This is a genomic window from Bacillus cereus group sp. MYBK139-1, assembly GCF_051916915.1.
Classification (GTDB): domain Bacteria; phylum Bacillota; class Bacilli; order Bacillales; family Bacillaceae_G; genus Bacillus_A; species Bacillus_A pacificus.
Map to the genome: position 1 here is coordinate 610,169 of NZ_JBQAHO010000001.1, position 20,043 is coordinate 630,211.

Sequence of the window (20,043 nt, forward strand, 5' to 3'; positions counted from 1 at the left end):
AATGAACATCATCACAATGGATACAATCTACTATGTATTAGGTATCATCGTTGCCTTTATCGCTGTACGTATTGCCTTTGATCGTGAGCATCCAAACCGATTTGGTTCTAGTTTATTTTGGGCGTTGTTTGCAGTTACATTTTTATTTGGAAATGTAATCCCTTCGTTTTACGTTGGCTGTATTGTACTCGCTATGGTTGTGTTAGCTTCACTAAATAAAGTAACAAAATCAGAGGAGAAAGAAGTTCCAGTACAACAACGTGTAAAACATGCGGAGAAATTAAAAAATAAAATCTTTATGCCTGCACTATTAATTCCTATTTTTACAATTATAGGTACGTTAACGTTAGGGAAAATTAAATGGGGAAATGTCTCCCTTGTTGATCCAGATAAAGTAACGCTAGTAGCATTAGCACTAGGAGCATTACTTGCATTCGTTGCGGCGATGCGTATTACAAAATCGAAGATAACAACTCCTGTACAAGAAGGAAGTAGACTATTACAAGCTGTCGGCTGGGCTGTCATTTTACCACAAATGTTAGCGGCACTTGGCGGTATTTTCGCAAAATCTGGCGTTGGACAAGTCGTTTCTGATTTAGTCGGCCAAGTGTTACCGACAGAGTATCCGTTCGTTGCTGTTATGGCGTACTGTTTAGGGATGATGCTTTTCACAGTCGTAATGGGAAATGCTTTCGCAGCGTTTGCTGTTATTACTGGTGGAATTGGTTTACCTTTAATTGTACAAATGCACGGCGGAAACCCAGCGATTATGGCAGCGCTCGGTATGTTTGCTGGATATTGCGGAACGTTACTTACACCAATGGCAGCAAACTTTAATATCGTTCCAGCAATGCTTTTAGAACTAAAAGATAAAAATGCCGTTATTAAAGCACAAGTACCAATTGCTCTTTCAATCTTCATCATAAATATGTTTATTATGTACGGTCTCGTATATCGTTTCTAATTAGGAGGGAAAAACTATGAAAACAGTATTATTAACAGGCTTTGATCCGTTCGGCGGAGAAAGCATTAACCCAGCTTGGGAAGTCGCAAAAAGTTTGCATGAAAAAACAACCGGGGAATACAAGATTATTAGTAAACAAGTACCGACCGTATTTCATAAATCAATAAAAGTTTTAAAAGAATATATAGATGAACTAAACCCTGAAATAATTATATGTATCGGACAGGCTGGGGGCAGACCAGATATTACGATAGAGCGTGTCGCAATTAATATTGATGATGCAAGAATTGCTGACAATGAAGGGAACCAGCCGGTAGATGTACCAGTCGTAGAAGAAGGACCAGCTGCTTATTGGTCTACACTTCCGATGAAAGCAATTGTAAAAAGACTTCAAGAAGAAGGCATACCAGCTTCCGTTTCACAAACAGCAGGTACATTCGTTTGTAATCACTTATTTTATGGTCTCATGCATGAACTAGAGAAGCGTGATAAGAAAATAAAAGGCGGATTTGTTCATATTCCGTTTTTACCAGAGCAAGCGAGCAAGTATCCAGGGCAACCGAGTATGGCTCTTTCTACTATTCGTAAAGGGATAGAGTTGGCAGTTGAGGTAACGATGACCGTTGAGGTGGATATTGTAGAGGTTGGGGGTGCGACGCATTAAGTAGAATGAATTGTACGACACCTCCTGTAAACAACTGGTATAATAAGTATAGGAAAATACATAGAGGTGATTTTTGTGCAACAATTTGAAGAAGTACGTTCAATTTTAGAAAAAGCAAAGAAAATTACAGTATTAACAGGTGCTGGTGCAAGTACGGAAAGTGGTATCCCAGATTTTCGTTCAGCAAATGGATTGTATGCTGATGCGAATGTGGAGATGTATTTATCAAGAGGATATTATAATAGAAGTCCCAAAGAATTTTGGAAGCATTATAAAGAAATATTTCAAATTAATACCTTCTATCAATATAAACCAAATCGTGGCCATCGCTTTTTAGCTGAATTAGAAGAACAAGGGAAAGATATTACGATTTTAACGCAAAATATTGACGGTTTACATCAATTAGGTGGTAGTAAACATGTCATTGATTTACACGGTACACTGCAAACAGCGCATTGTCCGAAGTGTAAAGCGAGATATGATTTACAGTATATGATAGATCATGAAGTGCCGCGCTGTCAGAAGTGTAATTTCATTTTAAATCCAGACGTTGTTTTATACGGAGATACATTGCCGCAATATCAAAATGCGATAAAACGTTTATATGAAACAGATGTGCTAATCGTTATGGGAACGTCATTAAAAGTACAACCTGTCGCTTCATTCCCGCAAATCGCAAAGAGAGAAGTAGGAGCAACAACCATCTTAGTAAATGAAGAGTTAACAGGACAGGAATACAACTTTGATTATGTTTTTCAAAATAAGATTGGTGAATTTGTTGAAGGATTGTCTTCAAGGAAATAAGTTATCGAAAAAACTGAGGTATCCGCCTCAGTTTTTTATTTGAGTAATCATTATATTAAGCAATATGAAAACATGTCGATAACGTAGTAACTACATCTCTATAATTTATAAAGAAGTGTTTCGTAGGTAAAATAGCAGAGTAAGAAGTAGTATTATTTTTAACGAATACACAGTCGTCATAAAGTAAGTTAATATGTAGCTGTTGTAAAGGTTCTATTTGGTGTTGTTTTATATATAAAACTAAGTCCTCGTAAAGTTGTCTACTAAAATCACTTACAGAACATTCTAATGAAAGCTGACCTGCTATGCTAGTCCACCATACTTTAAAACTACATATTAATTCTTTGAATGATTCTTCATTACATAAATCAGCATTAAAAAGCTTCTCATAAAAAATATGATTTTCATCATAAAAAATTTGCGAATCATACTTGTCATTAGCAACTTGTTTGCGAAGTGTATGCCATAATTCTTTGAAATTCGTTTCAAAGTCAGTTGAGAAATGTAATGTTTTTACTATGTAAGGAAAACGTAAATTTTCTTTTTTCTCTTTTTGGTTGAGATACATATTTTGAATATAAATCATAAAGTTTAAACAATGTGACGCATTAGTATATATTGTAAATGAATCTGTCATTTCATGTTCTCCTTAGTAATGTCTTTTATTGATTTATTTCTTAAGTATACAACCTTTCTTTTAGAATAACATTCATGTTATTCCTTAATAAGGGAATGGTAATAAATAGGATATAAAATTAAAAAACTGAAAATTAAATCTTTTATTTCTTTTGTAATTAATATAAAATTCTATATATATCATATAAATAAATTTGATACATAATGATTTTCCGTAGAAATGTTAATAGAATGAAGCGAGGGAGCGAAATGAGACAGAAAAAGGAGCAGAAGAAACAATCGAAAAAGAAAAAGACTCATATTCCTTTTCGGTTAAATGTACTATTTTTTATCGTCTTTCTTTTATTTTCAGCTATTATAATTCAATTAGGTAAAGTACAGATCATTGATGGAGAAACGTATAGAAATGAAGTGAACAAAAAGGAAGATGTAACGGTAAGTACACCTGTTCCTAGAGGGAAAATGTTTGATCGACAAGGTCAGGTGATTGTAAATAACAAACCACTACGAACCGTTACATATACAAAAATGAAAGGAGTAGACTCGAAAGAAGTTTTACAAGTAGCAAGAAACTTAGCCCAGTTAATTGAAATGTCGCCAGAGGATATAGACAAGTTAACAGAAACAGATAAAAAAGATTTTTGGATGCAGTTAAATGAAAAGCGGGCAGCAGCAAAAGTAACGAAAGAAGATGAGAGTAAATTTAGGAAGCAGGAGATAGAAGGGAAAGAATTAGATAAAAAAGTTGAAGAGTTACGTAGGGAAAGAATTACACAAGAAGAATTAAGCGAACTTTCAAAAGAGGATCTAGAAGTATTAGCAATTAAAAGCAAAATGAATGCGGGATATAAAATGACGCCACAAATCGTTAAAAAAGATGTAAGTCAAAATGAATATGCAGTCGTAAGTGAAAGATTGGCAAGCTTGCCTGGAGTAGATACGACAGTAGACTGGGAACGTGAATATCCAAATGATAAAATACTTCGTTCTATCCTTGGTAGCGTTTCTACTGAAAATGAAGGATTGCCAAGAGAACAATTAGATTATTACTTAGTACGTGATTATAACAGAAATGATCGTATTGGTAAGAGTTACATTGAAAAACAATATGAAGATGCACTCCATGGAACGAAAGAACAGACTAGAAGTATTACAGATAAAACAGGGAATGTGATTCGAAATGAAAAAGTGACCGAAGGAAAAAGTGGAAATAATTTAATGTTAACAGTGGATATGGAATTACAGAAAAAAGTAGAGCAAAGTCTTGAAAAGAATTTACGAGCATTTCATTCTGCAGAGCCGATGATGGATCGTGCATTCGTTGTAATGATGAACCCGAAAAACGGTCAAATTTTATCGATGGCAGGAAAGAAAATTGTAAATAAAGATGGCGGGATGCAAATAGAAGACTACGCTTTAGGAACGATGACAAGTTCTTATGAGTTAGGGTCAACTGTGAAAGGGGCCACGTTATTAGCCGGTTATCAAACTGACACAATTAAGCCGTATACGCATTTCTTTGATGCACCAATGTATTTTAAAGGAAGCTCCAAGCCGAAGAAATCGTGGAAAGAATTTGGTGATATTGATGATTTAAGAGCTTTACAAGTTTCATCAAACGTTTATATGTTTAACACGGCTTTAAAAATGGCAGGTATAAATTATGTGCCAAACAATCCATTAGACATTAAACAAGAGACATTTAATAAAATGCGTTACTATTTTAGACAGTTTGGCTTAGGTGTACCGACTGGTATTGATTTGCCGAATGAATCGATTGGTCAAATGGGTAGAACAGATAACATACCTGGTTTTTTACTCGATTATGCGATTGGACAATACGATACATATACGCCGCTTCAACTTGCTCAATATATTTCAACAATTGCAAACGGTGGTTACCGAATGAAACCGCAAATTGTGCAAGAAGTGAGAGAGCAACCACATAGACCAGAGGGTGTTGGAAAAGTTATTCGGTCTATTGAGCCAGTTATTTTAAATCGAGTGGATATGAACACCTCATACATTAATCATGTAAAAGAAGGATTTAGAAGAGTTTTTCAAGAGAATGACGGAACTGGTACTGCAACGTTTAAAGGATTACCATATAAACCAGCTGGAAAAACAGGAACAGCTGAAACCGTGTATGGTGGAGAAAGTGAAATTGGAAGAGATGAAAACAATAATAGAAAAAAATGTTATAATTTAACTCTTGCCGGTTATGCACCATATGATGCTGATCCAGAAGTAGCTTTTTCAGTTGTTGTACCATGGGTAAATGATGACAAATCAGGAATTAATTCCGCGATTGGTAAAGAGATTTTGGATGCGTATTTTGAATTGAAAACGAAAAGATCGGGTGGAAATCCAGTCCCAGTAGAGCAGCCGAACAAGGCCCAGTAAAAATAATATCACTGCATTGAGACTTATGGTGCAGTGATATATTTTTTGATTTAAAAAGCGTTTGAATAAGGTGGGAATGGATATGAAACAGGAGATTAAGAGAGGTTGGGGGAAATACATACTCTTCGTGTTTGTTTTGGTCGTAGCCTATCATTCTTTTACTTTATGTAAAGTGGAAGGGAAATCGATGCAACCGACTTTATATGAAGAAGACTACGTATTTGTAAATAAAGCAGCGGTACACTTTTCCGATTTAGAGCATGGAGAAATTGTCATTATAAAGGAAGAGGATGAATCAAAATATTATGTGAAACGAGTAATAGGACTTCCAGGTGACGTAATTAACATAACGAATGGATTCGTATATGTGAATGATAAAAAACAAGAAGAACCGTATACAAATAAAGATTTGTTCAATAATACGCAAGTGTTTTATAACTTTCAAAAGACAAAAATCCCGCCAAATAAGTTATTTGTAATGGGAGATAATCGTGAACTTAGTAGAGATAGTCGAAACGGCTTAGGGTATATTGAAGAAGATAATATAATAGGAAAAGTGGAATTTGTATATTATCCTTTTTCAAAAATGAAGATTATCAAATAAGTGGGGAGTTACCAAACCCCACTTATTAACGTTTCACTTTATCTTTTTTAAAAAACCTTTTGGGTTAAAGGATATGAAAAACTTATGCTTAGATTCATCGATTATGAAATTGTTATTTTTAGCTAAAAACTCTTCAACTGCTTCCATTGGACCAGGCCCCCAATCGGGAGAAACAGGATTTCCATTAATAGATGTATCTTCTACGATAATATAACTGCCTTTAGTAACGATAGATTTATAAAGCAACAATTCTTTTGCTACATGCTCTTTACTATGATCAGAATCTAAAATAACTAAAATTACATCATTAGGTTTGCGCATACTTAATATTGTTTGCACAGCGGTTACTGAAACAGAGGAAGCTGTTAAATACGTAATGCGATCATGGGATGGACGATTTGGTTGTGGAAATATATCGATAGTAAGAACGTGACCTTTTCCAATTAAATCTAATATAGAAGCTAAATATAGTGCACTACCACCATAACAAGTGCCACATTCAATAATTAAGTCGGGTTTTAATTCGTAAATCATTTCTTGATACAAAAAAAGATCAGAAGGAAGTTTGAGAATGGGGACTCCAAGCCAATGTGTATCATATAACCAGACTCGACTATCGTAAAATTGTTTTAAAAATTCGCTGCTTATGTTATCGATTTTGAACACTCCTTTCTGAAACGAAAGTTGTACAATATATTATGTGAAATATAATTGTAAGGAGAATGTTTTTTAATAAAATTGAGCAAAATACCTCATTAAAAACCAATTGTTTGTATAATAAAAAACTTTTTGCAGGAAGTTACAGTTTAAATCTGTAAATGAGGGGAAAAGGAAAGGAGATGAACGTATGTATAAGTACACAATTTGTTTCATTAAAAAGGGAAAGAAAATACTCTTATTGAATAGAAACAAAAAGCCGAATATGGGAATGTGGAATGGTGTTGGTGGAAAAATTGAAGACAATGAAACACCATATGAAGGAATAATTAGAGAAACGCTTGAGGAAACAGGCATAGATCTTCCAAGTGTAACGTATAAAGGGAATGTAGTTTTTAAAAGCAAGGACGAGCCTCAGGGGCGTGAAGGAATGTACGTATTCCTTGCTGACCTGCCAGCTGGAGTACATATGGACACACCAGTAAGTACGGCGGAAGGATTATTAGAATGGAAAGAAATTGATTGGATATTAAATAAGGATAATAGAGGTGTAGTTAGCAATTTACCAAAATATTTACCGATAGTATTAACAGAAGAAAATAAGTTAGAGCATATATTCACATATGATAACCGGAATATTATTAATTACACAACTTTATTTTTGCCAGAAGATGATGTAAACAAACGGTATATAAAAAAATCACTTTCATACTCTAATTGATAAAATATTTTAAAGAGCAATCAGTATTTTTATGCTGATTGCTTTCGTTATATATGTGAGGTGATGATATGTTCCAGAAATACAATTCATTGGTCATAATCGTCATATGTACGATGTTCCTTTTTGTAGCCTGTTCTAAAAGTGATACAGAACTTAAAGACATTCAAAAAGTAGATTACCTCGTATCCTATTCAAATGCAATGAAAGCCGGTGGTTACATATATGCATATGATAAGAAAGGAAATGAGATTAGTAAAATAGAAGTGGATGGCCAAAGTATAATGAGTAATGCAAAAGATGGGGAGGGGTACTACTTCTCATCAAATAGAAATAACAATCATTATGTAATTAAGCTGATGTGATTGCAAGACGTGGACGTACTTAACAATCTAGAAACCACCACAAAATTTTTAAAAATAAACGGAAAAAAAGAGATGTAGACCCATCTCTCAGGTTGTAGACAACATTTTTGGAGAGTTTAGATGCTAAAAAATAGTTTGTCTTTTGCTTTATGGAGAATTTATCCAACAATATATATATGTAGTACGTTCTATGCTACAATTTACTATAAGGGAGGAAGGTGTCTTATGAAAATATCCGTTTATGTTGCAAGTGCATTTAGCAAGGATCATAAAGGTGGAAATAAAGCAGGAGTGGTATTTATGGAGGATACATTGACCACTACTCAAAAAATGGCAATAGCCAAACAACTGGGCTATGCGGAAACCGCATTTATATCAGAATCTGAAATTGCGGATTATAAAATTGAGTATTTTACACCAAAAGAGGAAGTTGATTTATGTGGGCATGCCACAATTGGCTCTTTCGCGATACTGATGCATGTAAATAAACTTTTTAAGAATCGCTATACGATTGAAACGAACAGCGGTGTTCTTACTATTACCATAAAAGATGACATCATATTCATGGAACAAAACGAACCGATATTCTATGATGTTATATCTCCAAACGAGTTCATTGACTGTTTTGATAGTAAAGCTATAGACAATACATACCCAATTCAAATTGTCTCCACGGGCTTAAAAGATATTTTAATTCCTATAAAAAGCGAAACACAATTACATACATTGCAACCTAATTTTGAAAAAATTAAAGAAATCAGCAAGTTTTATAATGTTGTCGGGATGCACCTATATACTTTTAATGACAATCGAATAATATGCAGAAACTTTGCTCCACTATATGATATCAATGAAGAAGCAGCCACTGGAACTTCAAACGGTGCATTAGCTTGCTACCTTTATGAACAGCAATACTTACAAAAAGAAGTCTATGTATTTGAACAAGGTTATTCTCTACACTCGCCTTCTGAAATATTAGTTAAATTAGCAACCGATAGCAAGAATAAAATAGAAAAGGTTTATGTTGGTGGCAAAGGCTATTACTGTGAAACGAAGTATTTAACTGTAGAAAATATTGAGTGAAAATAAAAAAGAGATGGTAGATCCATCTCTTTTTCATATGCTCCATGATTAACTGCGAATCGCCTTAATCAGAAAACGATGTTGCGTCACATCAAAATACCCTTTTTGTAAGATGACTTCATGTATACGATATAATTCCTCATAATACCTTTCGACAGTAAAATTAGGGATTTGCCACGGAATCGCTTTTAAATAATAGACAATAGCAACAACATCGTAAAAGCGTTGGAAAGGAAACTCTTCTTTTTCTTCTAAAATAGTAAATCCATTTTCCTTTAACTCACTACATGCTGTTTCAAGAGACCAACTTGCAAATTCGCTATTTAGCGGTGAGCCAAACTGTTCATTGAGTTCCGCGCAATCAAGACCCCCAACTTGTTGTGTAAGAAAAACGCCACTTGGAGAAAGGAGTCTGTTTACCCCAGAAGCGGCATACGATTCATGTTGATTTATAATTAAATCAAACTGCCCATCTTGAAATGGTAATGCAGTATCATCAGTTACTTCTAAAACGGTAACCCCTAAAGGCTCTAATTTCTTTCGAGCAATTGGCACATTTGGAGCATAACCTTCAGTCGCATAAATAGTTGGCGGGAATGGTTGTAACATAGATAAAAACTCTCCGCCGCCAGTACCCATATCGAGCATTGATTTAGCACGTTGCATAAGCTGATAAGCAGTGCTACCATACGACCATGATAAAGGCTCGCTCTTCATTCGGCCCGTTTCTGAAATGAAAGAAAATCCCAGCCGCTAAAGTTTGTATTTGCACTTTCTAATAAAGTTAATAATAATGGATCACGTTTCATAAATTTGTCCTCCTATTTCATAAATGAATGATATGATGAGAAAGGAAAAAGGGAGGACCTCTTATGAAAGAGAAGCGGTTTTACGTTTCATGTTCGAATAGATTCATATACATTCGCTCCTTTTGAGAATGGTTATTTATATATTCGGCATTATAGAGTGAAAATCCTTTGAACTTACATGGGAAGGTGTTGTTTAATGAAGAACTGGATGGAGTTTACAGACAAAGAGGATGATCGAATTTGGAACAAGTTATATAGTGAACTTGAGTTTTCGCCAAGTGTTTCTACATTTCCATCATTTAAGGTGCCAAGTCCTTTTATTACATATAATATTTCTCATTACTTTGGAGAATCGGTAGATTTAGATGTGTATGACGATTTGGAAGATAAAGCGTTACAAGTGTTTAAGGAAAATACAGCATCGAATGAATATATAATGGCACTAGATTGGCAACATGAGTGTTATTGGGTGAATCCTCACTTAGAGTTTGAAAGAAATGAATTTGATGAGTGGATTATACCAATATTTCCGAATGGAGATTACTACTTTTTATTCAGAAGGACATTAAGTGGGGTTATTTAGGTCATCCTTGGGAGAAGAGTATAACGATATTTGGAAAAGGAGTAATAGAAAGTTTTGAACGAAATAGGCCGGAAATGTTTCAAAATATTTTAAGGAAAGGATAATGCTTGGGAGAGAAAAAGTCCTTATACTTCATTTTTGAAGTATAAGGACTTTTTGTTTAAAATACTCAAAAACAAAAATCCTTTGGTAAAGTATCATTTTTTATTACCGTTCTCAACTCGTTTTTTTACCCCGGCGGTCAAATAAAAACAATCTTTATTTTTTAATCGACAACCCATAAACTAAAGTCTCACTCTGAGTCGTAATACTAAAACCTGTCGTTTTATAATCAAGCTTCACCGTATCACCAGTGTAGTCTTTCGTAAATGAATCCATTTGTACGATAAGGTCTGCATCTTCATATACAACATCATCTGCAACATATGTATCCCAAATTAAATCGACATCAACGAATATACTACAAGAGTTTGTCATTGTCCCTCTAATGCGAATGATCTTTTTGTCTTCACGTTCTAATCTATGTATAGCTGCTTTTGCTTCATCAGTAATGCGAATGTTCATGGTATCCCAACCTTTATTTATATTTTCTTTATTATTGCAAAAACAGGGGCAATAGGGAAGCAAAGAGGTTTGCAATAAAAAACGAGCAAACAAATATGTTTGCTCGTCTCCCTTTATTTCAGTTCACATTTATCAAGTGGAATCACTTTTGTTTTTTTCGTAAATTTATATCCTAACCATAGTACTAAGAAGAGTGGTAAACCGATGTAAGAAACGAGTACGCCGTTCCAGTCGATTGACTCACCCATAAATGCCCCGTAGTTTTGTCCTAAAATTACGATGATACAAAGTGTAAATGCGAAAATTGGTCCGAACGGGAACCATTTTGCTCTATAAGGTAAGTCATTTAAATCTTTTCCTTGTGCAATATATGCTTTACGGAAACGGTAATGACTAATTGCGATTCCAACCCAAGCGATAAAGCCAGACATTCCTGATGCATTTAATAACCAAATGTATACAACGCCGTCACCGAATAGAGAAGCAATGAAAGCGATACTACCGACAATCGATGTTACGATTAATGCGTTAACAGGTACACCGCGGCTATCTAATTTACCAAGAAACTTTGGTGCTTTTCCTTGGCGAGCTAAATCCCAAAGCATACGAGTTGAAGCATACATACCAGAGTTACCAGCAGACAGTACTGCCGTTAAAATAACAGCGTTCATAACAGAAGCAGCGAAGGCAACGCCCGCTTTTTCAAAAATAAGTGTAAATGGACTTACTGTTACATCACTTGCTGCAAGGCTTTCAGTTGTATAAGGAATTAATAAACCGATAACGAGAATGGCAAGGATATAGAATAAAAGAATACGCCAGAAAATTGAACGAATTGCTTTCGGAATATTACGCTCTGGATCAGAAGTTTCACCAGCAGCTACCCCAAGTAATTCTGTTCCTTGGAATGAGAAACCAGCTGCCATAAATACACCAATAATTGCCATAATACCACCGTTAAATGGTGCGTCTGCAACAGTGAAGTTTTTAAATCCAACAGTTTCACCGCCCATAATTCCGAAAATCATCATAAAGCCGACAATTAAAAAGATAATAATAGTAACGACTTTAATAAGTGCGAACCAATATTCAGATTCACCAAACCCTTTAACAGATAAGTAGTTTAAAAGGAAAATAATAGCTAAACATAATCCGCTCCAAATAAGAGAAGGGGTATTTGGGAACCAAAATTTCATAATTAATGTTACAGCCGCTAGTTCAGCAGCGATAGTAATTGCCCAGTTATACCAATAGTTCCATCCAAGTGCAAAGCCAAGTGATGGATCAACAAATTTTGTTGCGTACGTGCTAAAAGATCCAGTAACAGGCATGTAAGCTGCGAGTTCAGCTAGGCTTGTCATTAAAAAGTAAACCATAATTCCGATTGCGGCGTATGCAATTAATGCGCCACCAGGTCCAGCTGAATGGATGACACCACCGCTGGCAAGAAATAGTCCGGTACCAATTGTACCGCCGAGAGAAATCATCGTAAGGTGCCGAGATTTTAGACCGCGTCTTAATTCACCTTTTCCTTTTGTAGTTTCTGTTTTAGAGGTAGCTTGATTCGTTGCGCTATTCATGTTCAACACTCCTTTTCTTGTAAGATAGGAAGGAGCGGGGGAGAAAAATACAAAAAACCGCCAAAGGAATTTGGCGGAACGTTTCACAAATAACCACCCCATCATACCCTTCCGTTAAGATAGCACCCCACGTTTACACGGTAATTTTGTAAACGTGACAGTTCTGTTCCTTTCGGAGACAGCCCCAGCTCATATTTCCAGAGAAGAAATATAAACTTCGGCAACTTTTCCTTTCAAACGGAGTCTAAGACATTCTCTGTGTCTCGTCCGTTTTACTATTAAAAGTCGCAACCTCTACCTCATCGGATTGATGAGGATTTATATATTGCTAAGATTTTTAATATATGGCAATTGTAATGAGTTTCTGAATATATTGCAAGATATTTTGTTAGGAAAAGTCAAAAAATATCGGTTATTGTATAGGAAACGCTTGCAAAACTCCACCCGAACCTACTATTATGTAACAATAAGCAAAGAAAAAATTGTTATACAAATGTTTCGCAAAAAATATTGAAAAACCCTTCAAAAATTAAAAGAAAATTCAGAAAATATAATTCGACATTCATAATAAAGTCATATTTTTTGCTATAATTAGAGTAACGTTTAAGTGAAAAGGGGAAATCAAAATGAAATTAGAAACAGAAAGGCTCTATATAGTGCCTTGTACAGAGGAGAGTATACACGTTGCTAACGAGCAAGGATATAATAGTGGTCCGCATATTGTAGGGCATGTTGAAAATGTAAAACAGGATAAGGATTTATTACCTTGGGGCGCCTGGTATGTCATTCGAAAAGAAGATGACATCGTTCTAGGCGATATAGGGTTTAAAGGGAAACCAAATGAGGAACATACAGTAGAAGTTGGTTACGGTTTTATTGAGAAATATTGGAATAAAGGGTATGCAACAGAAGCTGTAAGAGAACTAATAAATTGGGCTTTTCAAACTGGAGAGGTAGAAATGATTATTGCGGAGACACTTCTGGAAAACGAAAGCTCCATTCGTGTATTAGAGAAATTACATATGCAGAGAACTGGCACTACAGAAACGATGATGAATTGGAAATTAGAAAAATAAAAAATACCGCTCGAAGTATATCGGGCGGTATTTTTATTGTTATGGAAGCATTTGTTTTTGATCATTCGGATATCCAGTTGTCGGTGTGTTAGAACGATTGGAATGATTGCGAACAGCAATGAAAATAGAAATAATAACGACAAGACCAATTGCCACGTAAGAAAGTGAAATAATAGTTGGATCCACTTTAAATGTAGTAAGTAGTGTACGAATGTTTGTAAAGATAATAAGGCCACCAACTAATACGCCAAGTAAATGAGAAGGAACGATGCGCACTAACCATGCAGCGATTGGAGCTGCGACAATACCGCCAAGCATTAACGAAAATACCCAAACCCAACTTACTTGTTCCCAGCCGAGTGAGATGAAGAAACCAATTGTTGCAGCGAGTGAGACAGGAAACTCACTCGTATCTACAGATCCGATAACTTTTCTAGCTTCATTTCCTCTTGCTAAAAGTACAGGTGTCGTAATCGGCCCCCAGCCACCACCACCAGTTGAATCAACGAATCCAGCAAATAAGCCAAGTGGAACAAGTTGTTTAGCCGACATACGTTTATTTGAAGTAATAACTTGTTTTTGAATAATGAATCGTAATAAAATATAAACCCCTAAAGTAAATAAAAATACAGAAATGTACGGTTTAATGACATCCCCAGGTAAATTGCTTAAAAAACATGCCCCCACAAATGCGCCAATTGCTCCTGGTAATGTAAGCCTGGAAACGGTATATTTATCAACATTTCCAAATTTGATGTGAGATGCACCAGAAGCTGCGGTTGTAACGACTTCAGCTAAATGAACAGAGGCGGAAGCGACAGCTGGTGCGATACCAAACATTAGTAATAGTGAGGTAGATGTTACACCGTACGCCATTCCAAGCGCTCCATCGATTAATTGAGCGAAAAATCCAATAATAGCAAATACAATTAATTTCTGCATAAATAATCCCCCTGTAATAGTAAATGAAAAAGGCACTTTTCCCGTATGAGAAAAGTGCCTTTGGTTTTTCCAATCAGCAATAATTAAATTTGTTTCATTATAATACATATTAATCGTATAAATCAACTGGGCTTTAAAGTTTTTTAAATTGAATGAAATAAAAATAAAATATACAATAAAAGGATGGAGAGAAAGGGGAGAAAGACATGTTACGATTTGATCATCTCGTTCACGCAGTACATTGTACACCGGAGGAAGCAGCAAAACAAATGCAGGAGCGTGGATTTCATACTGTACTAGGCGGAGAGCATACAAATTGGGGTACTTGGAATAGTTTATGTTATTTTGATTTATCATATATAGAATTTTTGGCAGTTCAGCATGAAGAAAAAGCGAAGAAAGCAGACAATCCATTAGTACAAGAAACGGTAGTGAAATTACAAGATGGAGAAGGAATGTTACAAATCGCAATTCGAACAGATGCAATTGAAGAACTAGCAGTTAAGTTTAATAAACATGGATTACATACGATAGGACCATTTGAAGGGAAACGAATGAGAAAAGATGGTCGCCTTTTAGAGTGGAAAATGTTATTTGTAAAGCAAGAAGAGAACGGACCGAAATTGCCTTTCTTTATACAGTGGAATGAAACGGATGAAGAAAGAAGAAACGATTTACGTAACATTGGCACAATCACGGAACATAAAAACAAAGTGCAACAAATTGAAACGATTCATTACGCAGTGAAAAATGTTCGAGAAACAGTGCGGAAATGGGAAGAAGTAATGGGACTAACTGCAAGCCAAATCGTTAAAAATGAAGAATGGAATGCGGAATGTCAAAGTGTATCGTTTGGCGACATTCAAGTGCAGTTTTGTGAACCAATTGGAGAAGGGCTAGTGCTAGAACGATTGAATCATCATGGCGAAAATCCATTTGCAGTGGAGTTTAAAGGTGAAAGTAAACGAGAGCATGAAGTACTAGGTAGTTTGTACATATATTGATAGAGGTGAACGTTGTGGAAGAAATGCTTAGAGAGATAGAGAGAAAACTAGAATGGCCTCGTATTGTAAAGTGTACAGCTATTTCAAAAGGTTTTTCACATGAAGAGAAATATAAAATAAAATTAGAAAACAGAGTAACATATTTTGTGAAAGTATGTGATGCTGTAAACTTTGAACGTAAACAAGAAGAATATACATATATGAAACAATTAGAGTCATTACATATTCCAACGCCTAAGTTAATTCACTTCATAAAACTTGAGGAATTAAATAAATGTGTTCAAGTATTTGAATGGGCCCAAGGTGTAAATGGTGAAGAGGGCTTAAGTAAGTTATCGGCGGAAGAACAGTATCATGCAGGAAGAAAAGCTGGAGAAGTATTAAAGCGAATTCACTCAATTGAAAGAGAAAGTGCAAGTGATAAATGGGAAACGGTTCGATGGAATAAATACGAAAGATACGTAGAAGCGTTAGCAAACTATGAAATAGATTTCCTTGATTTGAAGCCAGTATTAAGATTTGTAGCGGAGCATAAACAATTATTGGGAAATCGTCCAATCACATTTTTACACGATGACTTCCATCCAGCAAATAGTATGATTCATAATAAGGAATTTATCGTTATTGATTTTGGTGGATATGATTTTGGAGATCCGATACACGATTTTTATAACGTAGCGATTTTTACTACAAGAATAAGCAAACCATTTGCGGTTGGACAAGTTCACGGTTATTGCGGAGGTGAACCGTCGCTTCATTTTTGGAAACTGTACTCATTATATGCAGCAATGACATTCCCAGCGGATATCGTTTGGACAAACCGAAGCACGCCGCATTTAGTAGATGATATGAAGGAAAGATTAAACGGAATTTTAGATGATCATAATCATTTTTCATCCTATATTCCAAAATGGTATCAATCAAGTGAATGTAATAAATAAAGGAGGAATACATATGGAAAAAATTGCGGTAATTTCAGATATACATGGTAATATTCCAGCTTTAGAATCGGTACTGCAAGATATTAAATTGAGGGGAATCGAACGAATAATTTGTCTTGGAGATTTAGTCGGAAAAGGCCCTCATTCTAGCGAAGTAATTGAAATCATTCGTAAAGAATGTGAAGTAGTTGTAATGGGAAACTGGGATGATTTTATTACAAAACCGACTGAATTTGAGGCATTAAAATGGCATCAAAAGCAACTATCGGAAGAACAAAATGACTATTTAAGAAGCTTACCATTTTCAATCGAGTTTTATATGAGTGGAAAACTCATTCGAATGTTTCACGCTTCACCGAGAAGTTTATATGAAAGAATTCAACCACACGCTTCAAGAGAAGAGCGAATTAGTATGTTCGAAAACAGTGAGCTCACGGAGAATATAGAAGGAGGAAGAAAACCAGATGTCGTTTGCTACGGTGACGTTCATCAAGCATTCGTTCAAAATTTCAGAGGGAAAACGTTATGTAATGCTGGTAGTGTAGGAAATCCGCTTGAAATTACACAAGCTTCTTATTTAATATTCGAAGGGCTATACAATGAAAAAGAAGCAGCGAGCTTTTCCATACAACTCGTACGTGTACCGTATGATATTGAATTGGCAATTCGATTAGCAGAAGAAATTGATATGCCAGAGATTGCAGAATACAAACAAGAGTTACGAACTGCATTGTATCGAGGATTTAAGGGGAAGTAAACCAATCCATAATATATCTATCGTAACTTAAAATATATCAACGATTTTTTTGATATATCGACGATTCGACAAAGGATATCGACTTACCGACAAATAGTGACATAAAAGTTAATTATAATTTTGTTATGTAAACTAAATGGAGGGGGAAATATCATGAACCGAAAACAACAAATTAAAGAAATTGTAGATCATATTTTAAAATTAAACTTAACTCATCCAACAAGAGTTGGAGTAAGCGGTATTACAGCTTCAGGAAAAACAACATTTGCAAACGAATTAGCAGAAGAAATAAAAAAACGAGGGTTACCAGTAACACGCGCTAGCATTGATGATTTTCATAACCCAAAAGTGATTCGTTATGCCCAAGGTAAAGAATCTGCAAAAGGGTATTATGAAGATGCACACGATTATACAGCTTTCAAAGAAAGATTATTAAAGCCTTTAGGACTTAACGGGAATTTACAGTATGAAACGATTTCTCATAACTTAATAACGGATATTCCTGTATATAATACGCCTATATTCGCTCAACCCAATATGGTACTCATAGTAGATGGAACGTTTCTATTAAAAAAAGACGTTGCGCATTTATTTGATTACAAAATTTTTGTAGATACAGATTTTGAGATTGCGAGAAAACGTGGTGCGAAGCGGGAGACAGAAGCTTTTGGAAGTTATGAAGAAGCTGAAAAAATGTTTTTAAACAGGTATCATGCGGCTTGTAAGATGTATATAGATGAGCATAATCCGAAAGATTGTGTAGATGTTGTATTTCGGAATAGTGATTTAGCAAATCCAGAAGTTATATTTCAAGAGCGAATGTAATACACAATCAAAAGTATATGTATAGCCTTTTATTAATAGTTATAATTCTCGTATAATTATATTAGCTTTAGAAAGTGAAAAACGGGGGATAAGGCAATAAGAAACGCAAAAAGGGGAGAAAAAATATAATGAATGAAGTACTAGAATTAAAAGAAGAACTACTACAAATTAAAAATAATAATTATGCTGTACCAGAAGACGTAGATGCTTATCCATATGCGCAGTGGATGCTAGATTATATCGGATCACCAGATGCTGAATTACGCGATGATTTAATTTATAGTACGCTTCATACATGGATTACAACTGATGTGTTTAGACAAAAAGAATTACGAGGGTTAATGCTACAAGCAATTAGTCCAGATTATTTATTTTATAAAATTGGTGAAAAAGGCACAGACTCTGTTTTTAAACGTGCATTCTCCGTATTAATTCCACCACTTATTTTATCTGTTCATGAAAGAGAACCGTTGTTATCCGAAGAACAACTGTACAGTGTAGCAGAACAAGTGCTGGAATATGTATATTTAGAAGAGGATGTAAGAGGTTATGTAGAAGGAAAAGGATGGGCACACTCTACTGCACATGCAGCGGATGCGCTCGATGCGTTAGCACGTACAATACAAAATCGTGAGTTTTCATATGCGATTCTTGCAGCTGTTCGTCAGAAAGTTCGCCTAAATGACTATGTTTACATACACTTTGAGGATGAGAGATTAGTAACGCCAATTATGTCATTACGTAATCAAAATCTTTTAACAGAAGAAGAGTGGAGCAACTGGTTACATAGTATAGCAATCGTTGAAGACATCCCGCATCCTCAGCATGATATTTTAGTACAAAATATTAGAGCTTTTTTAAGAAGTTTATACTTTAGAGTTTTAGAGACAGAGGGTAGTACAGCCTTTACAGATGATATTTTGGAAACTTTGAAGGATTTGCGTAGGTATTAAAAATGCTCCAGCCTTAGAAACCAAGAATAAATATTAATTTTGAAAAATTTATTAGAAATTTATTTTTACATTGTACCCTTTTAGTATAGGCTGAAAGGGGTGTCAAATGAAAAAAATATTGAGGTTAGTGAAAATAATTTTTTTAATGTGTATTAGTATTATTTTCTTTGGTACAGGTGCTGTATTTATATATCATAACTGTCAATTAAAAATGGAATCGAAATTAATGAACAATAAAGGTGAACTTGTTAATTTCGATAATAAAAAAGTGAATGTTTATAATGAGGGGAGCGGGGAAGATACGTTTGTATTTATGGCCGGATCTGGAATTGCCGCTCCTGTTTATGAGTTGAAAGGCTTATACAGTAAATTTTCGAAAGAAAACAAGATTTCTGTAATTGAGAGAGCTGGTTATGGATACAGTGATGTTTTTCAAGATGATAGAGATATTGATACGATACTAGAACAAACAAGAGAAGCGCTTATTCGAAGTGGGAATAAACCACCATACATCTTAGTACCACACTCTCTATCGGGTATTGAGGCCATTTATTGGGCACAAAAATATCCAAGTGAAGTAAAAGGGATTATTGCGTTAGATATTGGTTTACCTAAACAGTACGTGACTAATAAAATAGGTATGGTTGATTCATTAAAAATAAAAGGGATGAATATTTTAACGAAAATTGGTTTTCAGAGATTAGCTCCCTCTATTACTTATAATCCCGAAGTCATTCGTCAATCCTTTTTAAACGAACAGGAAAAAGATGTTTATAAAGCGCTTATGTATAAGCGGGCTTTTAATGATGATATGAAGCAAGAACTTTTACAAAGCTACAATAGCGGTAAAAAATCAAATTCTTTATCGATCCCAAAAGAAACACCTATGTTATTTATAGATGCGATTGCTAGGCAATATAAAGATTCGAAGTATACAAAGCAAAAAAACAAAGATTATAAGGAGTTTGCTAGCAAGTTATTAATAGCTGATGTGAAAATAATTGAAGGTACACATAGTATTTATTTATATGCTCCTGATGAAATATACAAAATTGCTATGGATTTTATTAAGAATAAAGTAGTGAAGAACTAAGCAATTGTTATTTTAGTG

General features: G+C 34.9%; 19 protein-coding genes, 3 pseudogenes and 1 riboswitch. Of the genes and pseudogenes, 16 read left to right on the forward strand and 6 right to left on the reverse strand.

All coding sequences use genetic code 11. The features are described from left to right. Position 1: 1 nt before the first annotated feature. The 3 genes from ACTFRS_RS03025 (at position 2) to ACTFRS_RS03035 (ending at position 2,432) form a co-directional block, all read left to right on the forward strand. Positions 2-964 carry a DUF979 domain-containing protein gene (locus ACTFRS_RS03025; RefSeq protein WP_029438821.1) on the forward strand — a complete coding sequence of 321 codons (963 nt, stop codon included), beginning with the start codon at positions 2-4 and terminating at the stop codon, positions 962-964. Between the two features lie 16 nt (positions 965-980). Next, positions 981-1,628 (forward strand): pyroglutamyl-peptidase I, encoded by a 648-nt coding sequence (gene pcp, locus ACTFRS_RS03030; RefSeq protein WP_440024288.1) that lies wholly within the window; start codon positions 981-983, stop codon positions 1,626-1,628. Between the two features lie 75 nt (positions 1,629-1,703). Beyond that, positions 1,704-2,432 carry an NAD-dependent protein deacylase gene (locus ACTFRS_RS03035; protein ID WP_440024286.1) on the forward strand — a complete coding sequence of 243 codons (729 nt, stop codon included), beginning with the start codon at positions 1,704-1,706 and terminating at the stop codon, positions 2,430-2,432. A gap of 55 nt (positions 2,433-2,487) precedes the next feature. On the opposite strand, the gene ACTFRS_RS03040 is transcribed toward ACTFRS_RS03035, so the two are convergent. Next, positions 2,488-3,069 carry a hypothetical protein gene (locus tag ACTFRS_RS03040; protein WP_440024284.1) on the reverse strand — a complete coding sequence of 194 codons (582 nt, stop codon included), beginning with the start codon at positions 3,067-3,069 and terminating at the stop codon, positions 2,488-2,490. A 248-nt stretch (positions 3,070-3,317) separates the two neighbouring features. Here ACTFRS_RS03040 and ACTFRS_RS03045 point away from each other — a divergent pair, with 248 nt between their 5' ends. Continuing rightward, complete coding sequence (locus tag ACTFRS_RS03045; protein WP_139866006.1) at positions 3,318-5,471, forward strand: peptidoglycan D,D-transpeptidase FtsI family protein; 2,154 nt, start codon at positions 3,318-3,320, stop codon at positions 5,469-5,471. An 82-nt stretch (positions 5,472-5,553) separates the two neighbouring features. After that, on the forward strand, positions 5,554-6,075 hold the full coding sequence (gene lepB, locus ACTFRS_RS03050) for a signal peptidase I (protein ID WP_139866005.1): 522 nt from the start codon (positions 5,554-5,556) through the stop codon (positions 6,073-6,075). Positions 6,076-6,108: 33 nt separating this feature from the next. Here lepB and ACTFRS_RS03055 read toward each other — a convergent pair whose 3' ends face one another. After that, positions 6,109-6,741, reverse strand: coding sequence for a CmcI family methyltransferase (locus tag ACTFRS_RS03055; protein ID WP_139866004.1), 633 nt, complete (start codon positions 6,739-6,741; stop codon positions 6,109-6,111). A gap of 181 nt (positions 6,742-6,922) precedes the next feature. On the opposite strand from ACTFRS_RS03055, the gene ACTFRS_RS03060 reads away from it, so the two are divergent. From ACTFRS_RS03060 to ACTFRS_RS03070, 3 genes and pseudogenes are all read left to right on the forward strand, one after another. Next, on the forward strand, positions 6,923-7,453 hold the full coding sequence (locus ACTFRS_RS03060) for an NUDIX hydrolase (protein WP_440024282.1): 531 nt from the start codon (positions 6,923-6,925) through the stop codon (positions 7,451-7,453). 68 nt (positions 7,454-7,521) lie between these two features. After that, positions 7,522-7,803 (forward strand): annotated as a pseudogene (locus tag ACTFRS_RS03065) (hypothetical protein); the annotation flags it as partial. Positions 7,804-8,040: 237 nt separating this feature from the next. Then, positions 8,041-8,898, forward strand: a complete 858-nt coding sequence (locus ACTFRS_RS03070) for a PhzF family phenazine biosynthesis protein (protein WP_440024280.1) — start codon at positions 8,041-8,043, stop codon at positions 8,896-8,898. Positions 8,899-8,946: 48 nt separating this feature from the next. Here ACTFRS_RS03070 and ACTFRS_RS03075 read toward each other — a convergent pair. Beyond that, positions 8,947-9,707 (reverse strand): annotated as a pseudogene (locus tag ACTFRS_RS03075) (class I SAM-dependent methyltransferase). 196 nt (positions 9,708-9,903) lie between these two features. Here ACTFRS_RS03075 and ACTFRS_RS03080 point away from each other — a divergent pair. Continuing rightward, a pseudogene (locus ACTFRS_RS03080) lies at positions 9,904-10,394 on the forward strand (DUF2716 domain-containing protein). A 154-nt stretch (positions 10,395-10,548) separates the two neighbouring features. On the opposite strand, the gene ACTFRS_RS03085 reads toward ACTFRS_RS03080, so the two are convergent. Both ACTFRS_RS03085 and ACTFRS_RS03090 read right to left on the reverse strand, forming a co-directional pair. Next, a complete protein-coding gene (locus ACTFRS_RS03085; RefSeq protein WP_440024278.1) occupies positions 10,549-10,854 on the reverse strand; it encodes an iron-sulfur cluster biosynthesis family protein in 306 nt (101 codons plus the stop codon). Between the two features lie 113 nt (positions 10,855-10,967). Continuing rightward, positions 10,968-12,434 (reverse strand): amino acid permease, encoded by a 1,467-nt coding sequence (locus tag ACTFRS_RS03090; RefSeq protein ID WP_440024276.1) that lies wholly within the window; start codon positions 12,432-12,434, stop codon positions 10,968-10,970. 112 nt (positions 12,435-12,546) lie between these two features. Continuing rightward, positions 12,547-12,739, reverse strand: a riboswitch (Lysine riboswitch). A gap of 321 nt (positions 12,740-13,060) precedes the next feature. On the opposite strand from ACTFRS_RS03090, the gene ACTFRS_RS03095 reads away from it, so the two are divergent. Continuing rightward, entirely contained in the window at positions 13,061-13,510 is a 450-nt protein-coding gene (locus ACTFRS_RS03095; protein WP_000764619.1) for a GNAT family N-acetyltransferase, read from the forward strand. Between the two features lie 39 nt (positions 13,511-13,549). Here ACTFRS_RS03095 and ACTFRS_RS03100 read toward each other — a convergent pair whose 3' ends face one another. Next, positions 13,550-14,560 (reverse strand): sulfite exporter TauE/SafE family protein, encoded by a 1,011-nt coding sequence (locus ACTFRS_RS03100; RefSeq protein ID WP_029141140.1) that lies wholly within the window; start codon positions 14,558-14,560, stop codon positions 13,550-13,552. A 98-nt stretch (positions 14,561-14,658) separates the two neighbouring features. Between ACTFRS_RS03100 and ACTFRS_RS03105 the strand changes: the two genes are divergently transcribed. The 6 genes from ACTFRS_RS03105 (at position 14,659) to ACTFRS_RS03130 (ending at position 20,025) form a co-directional block, all read left to right on the forward strand. After that, on the forward strand, positions 14,659-15,456 hold the full coding sequence (locus ACTFRS_RS03105; protein WP_439194821.1) for a VOC family protein: 798 nt from the start codon (positions 14,659-14,661) through the stop codon (positions 15,454-15,456). A gap of 14 nt (positions 15,457-15,470) precedes the next feature. Beyond that, positions 15,471-16,397 carry an aminoglycoside phosphotransferase family protein gene (locus ACTFRS_RS03110; RefSeq protein WP_439194820.1) on the forward strand — a complete coding sequence of 309 codons (927 nt, stop codon included), beginning with the start codon at positions 15,471-15,473 and terminating at the stop codon, positions 16,395-16,397. A 13-nt stretch (positions 16,398-16,410) separates the two neighbouring features. Beyond that, complete coding sequence (locus tag ACTFRS_RS03115; protein WP_440024273.1) at positions 16,411-17,154, forward strand: metallophosphoesterase family protein; 744 nt, start codon at positions 16,411-16,413, stop codon at positions 17,152-17,154. Positions 17,155-17,307: 153 nt separating this feature from the next. Then, positions 17,308-17,979: a hypothetical protein gene (locus tag ACTFRS_RS03120; protein ID WP_439194818.1), complete on the forward strand. Its 672-nt coding sequence runs from the start codon at positions 17,308-17,310 to the stop codon at positions 17,977-17,979. A gap of 128 nt (positions 17,980-18,107) precedes the next feature. Then, positions 18,108-18,932, forward strand: coding sequence for a DUF2785 domain-containing protein (locus ACTFRS_RS03125; protein WP_001006692.1), 825 nt, complete (start codon positions 18,108-18,110; stop codon positions 18,930-18,932). Positions 18,933-19,038: 106 nt separating this feature from the next. Next, positions 19,039-20,025: an alpha/beta fold hydrolase gene (locus ACTFRS_RS03130; RefSeq protein ID WP_439194817.1), complete on the forward strand. Its 987-nt coding sequence runs from the start codon at positions 19,039-19,041 to the stop codon at positions 20,023-20,025. Positions 20,026-20,043 lie beyond the last annotated feature (18 nt).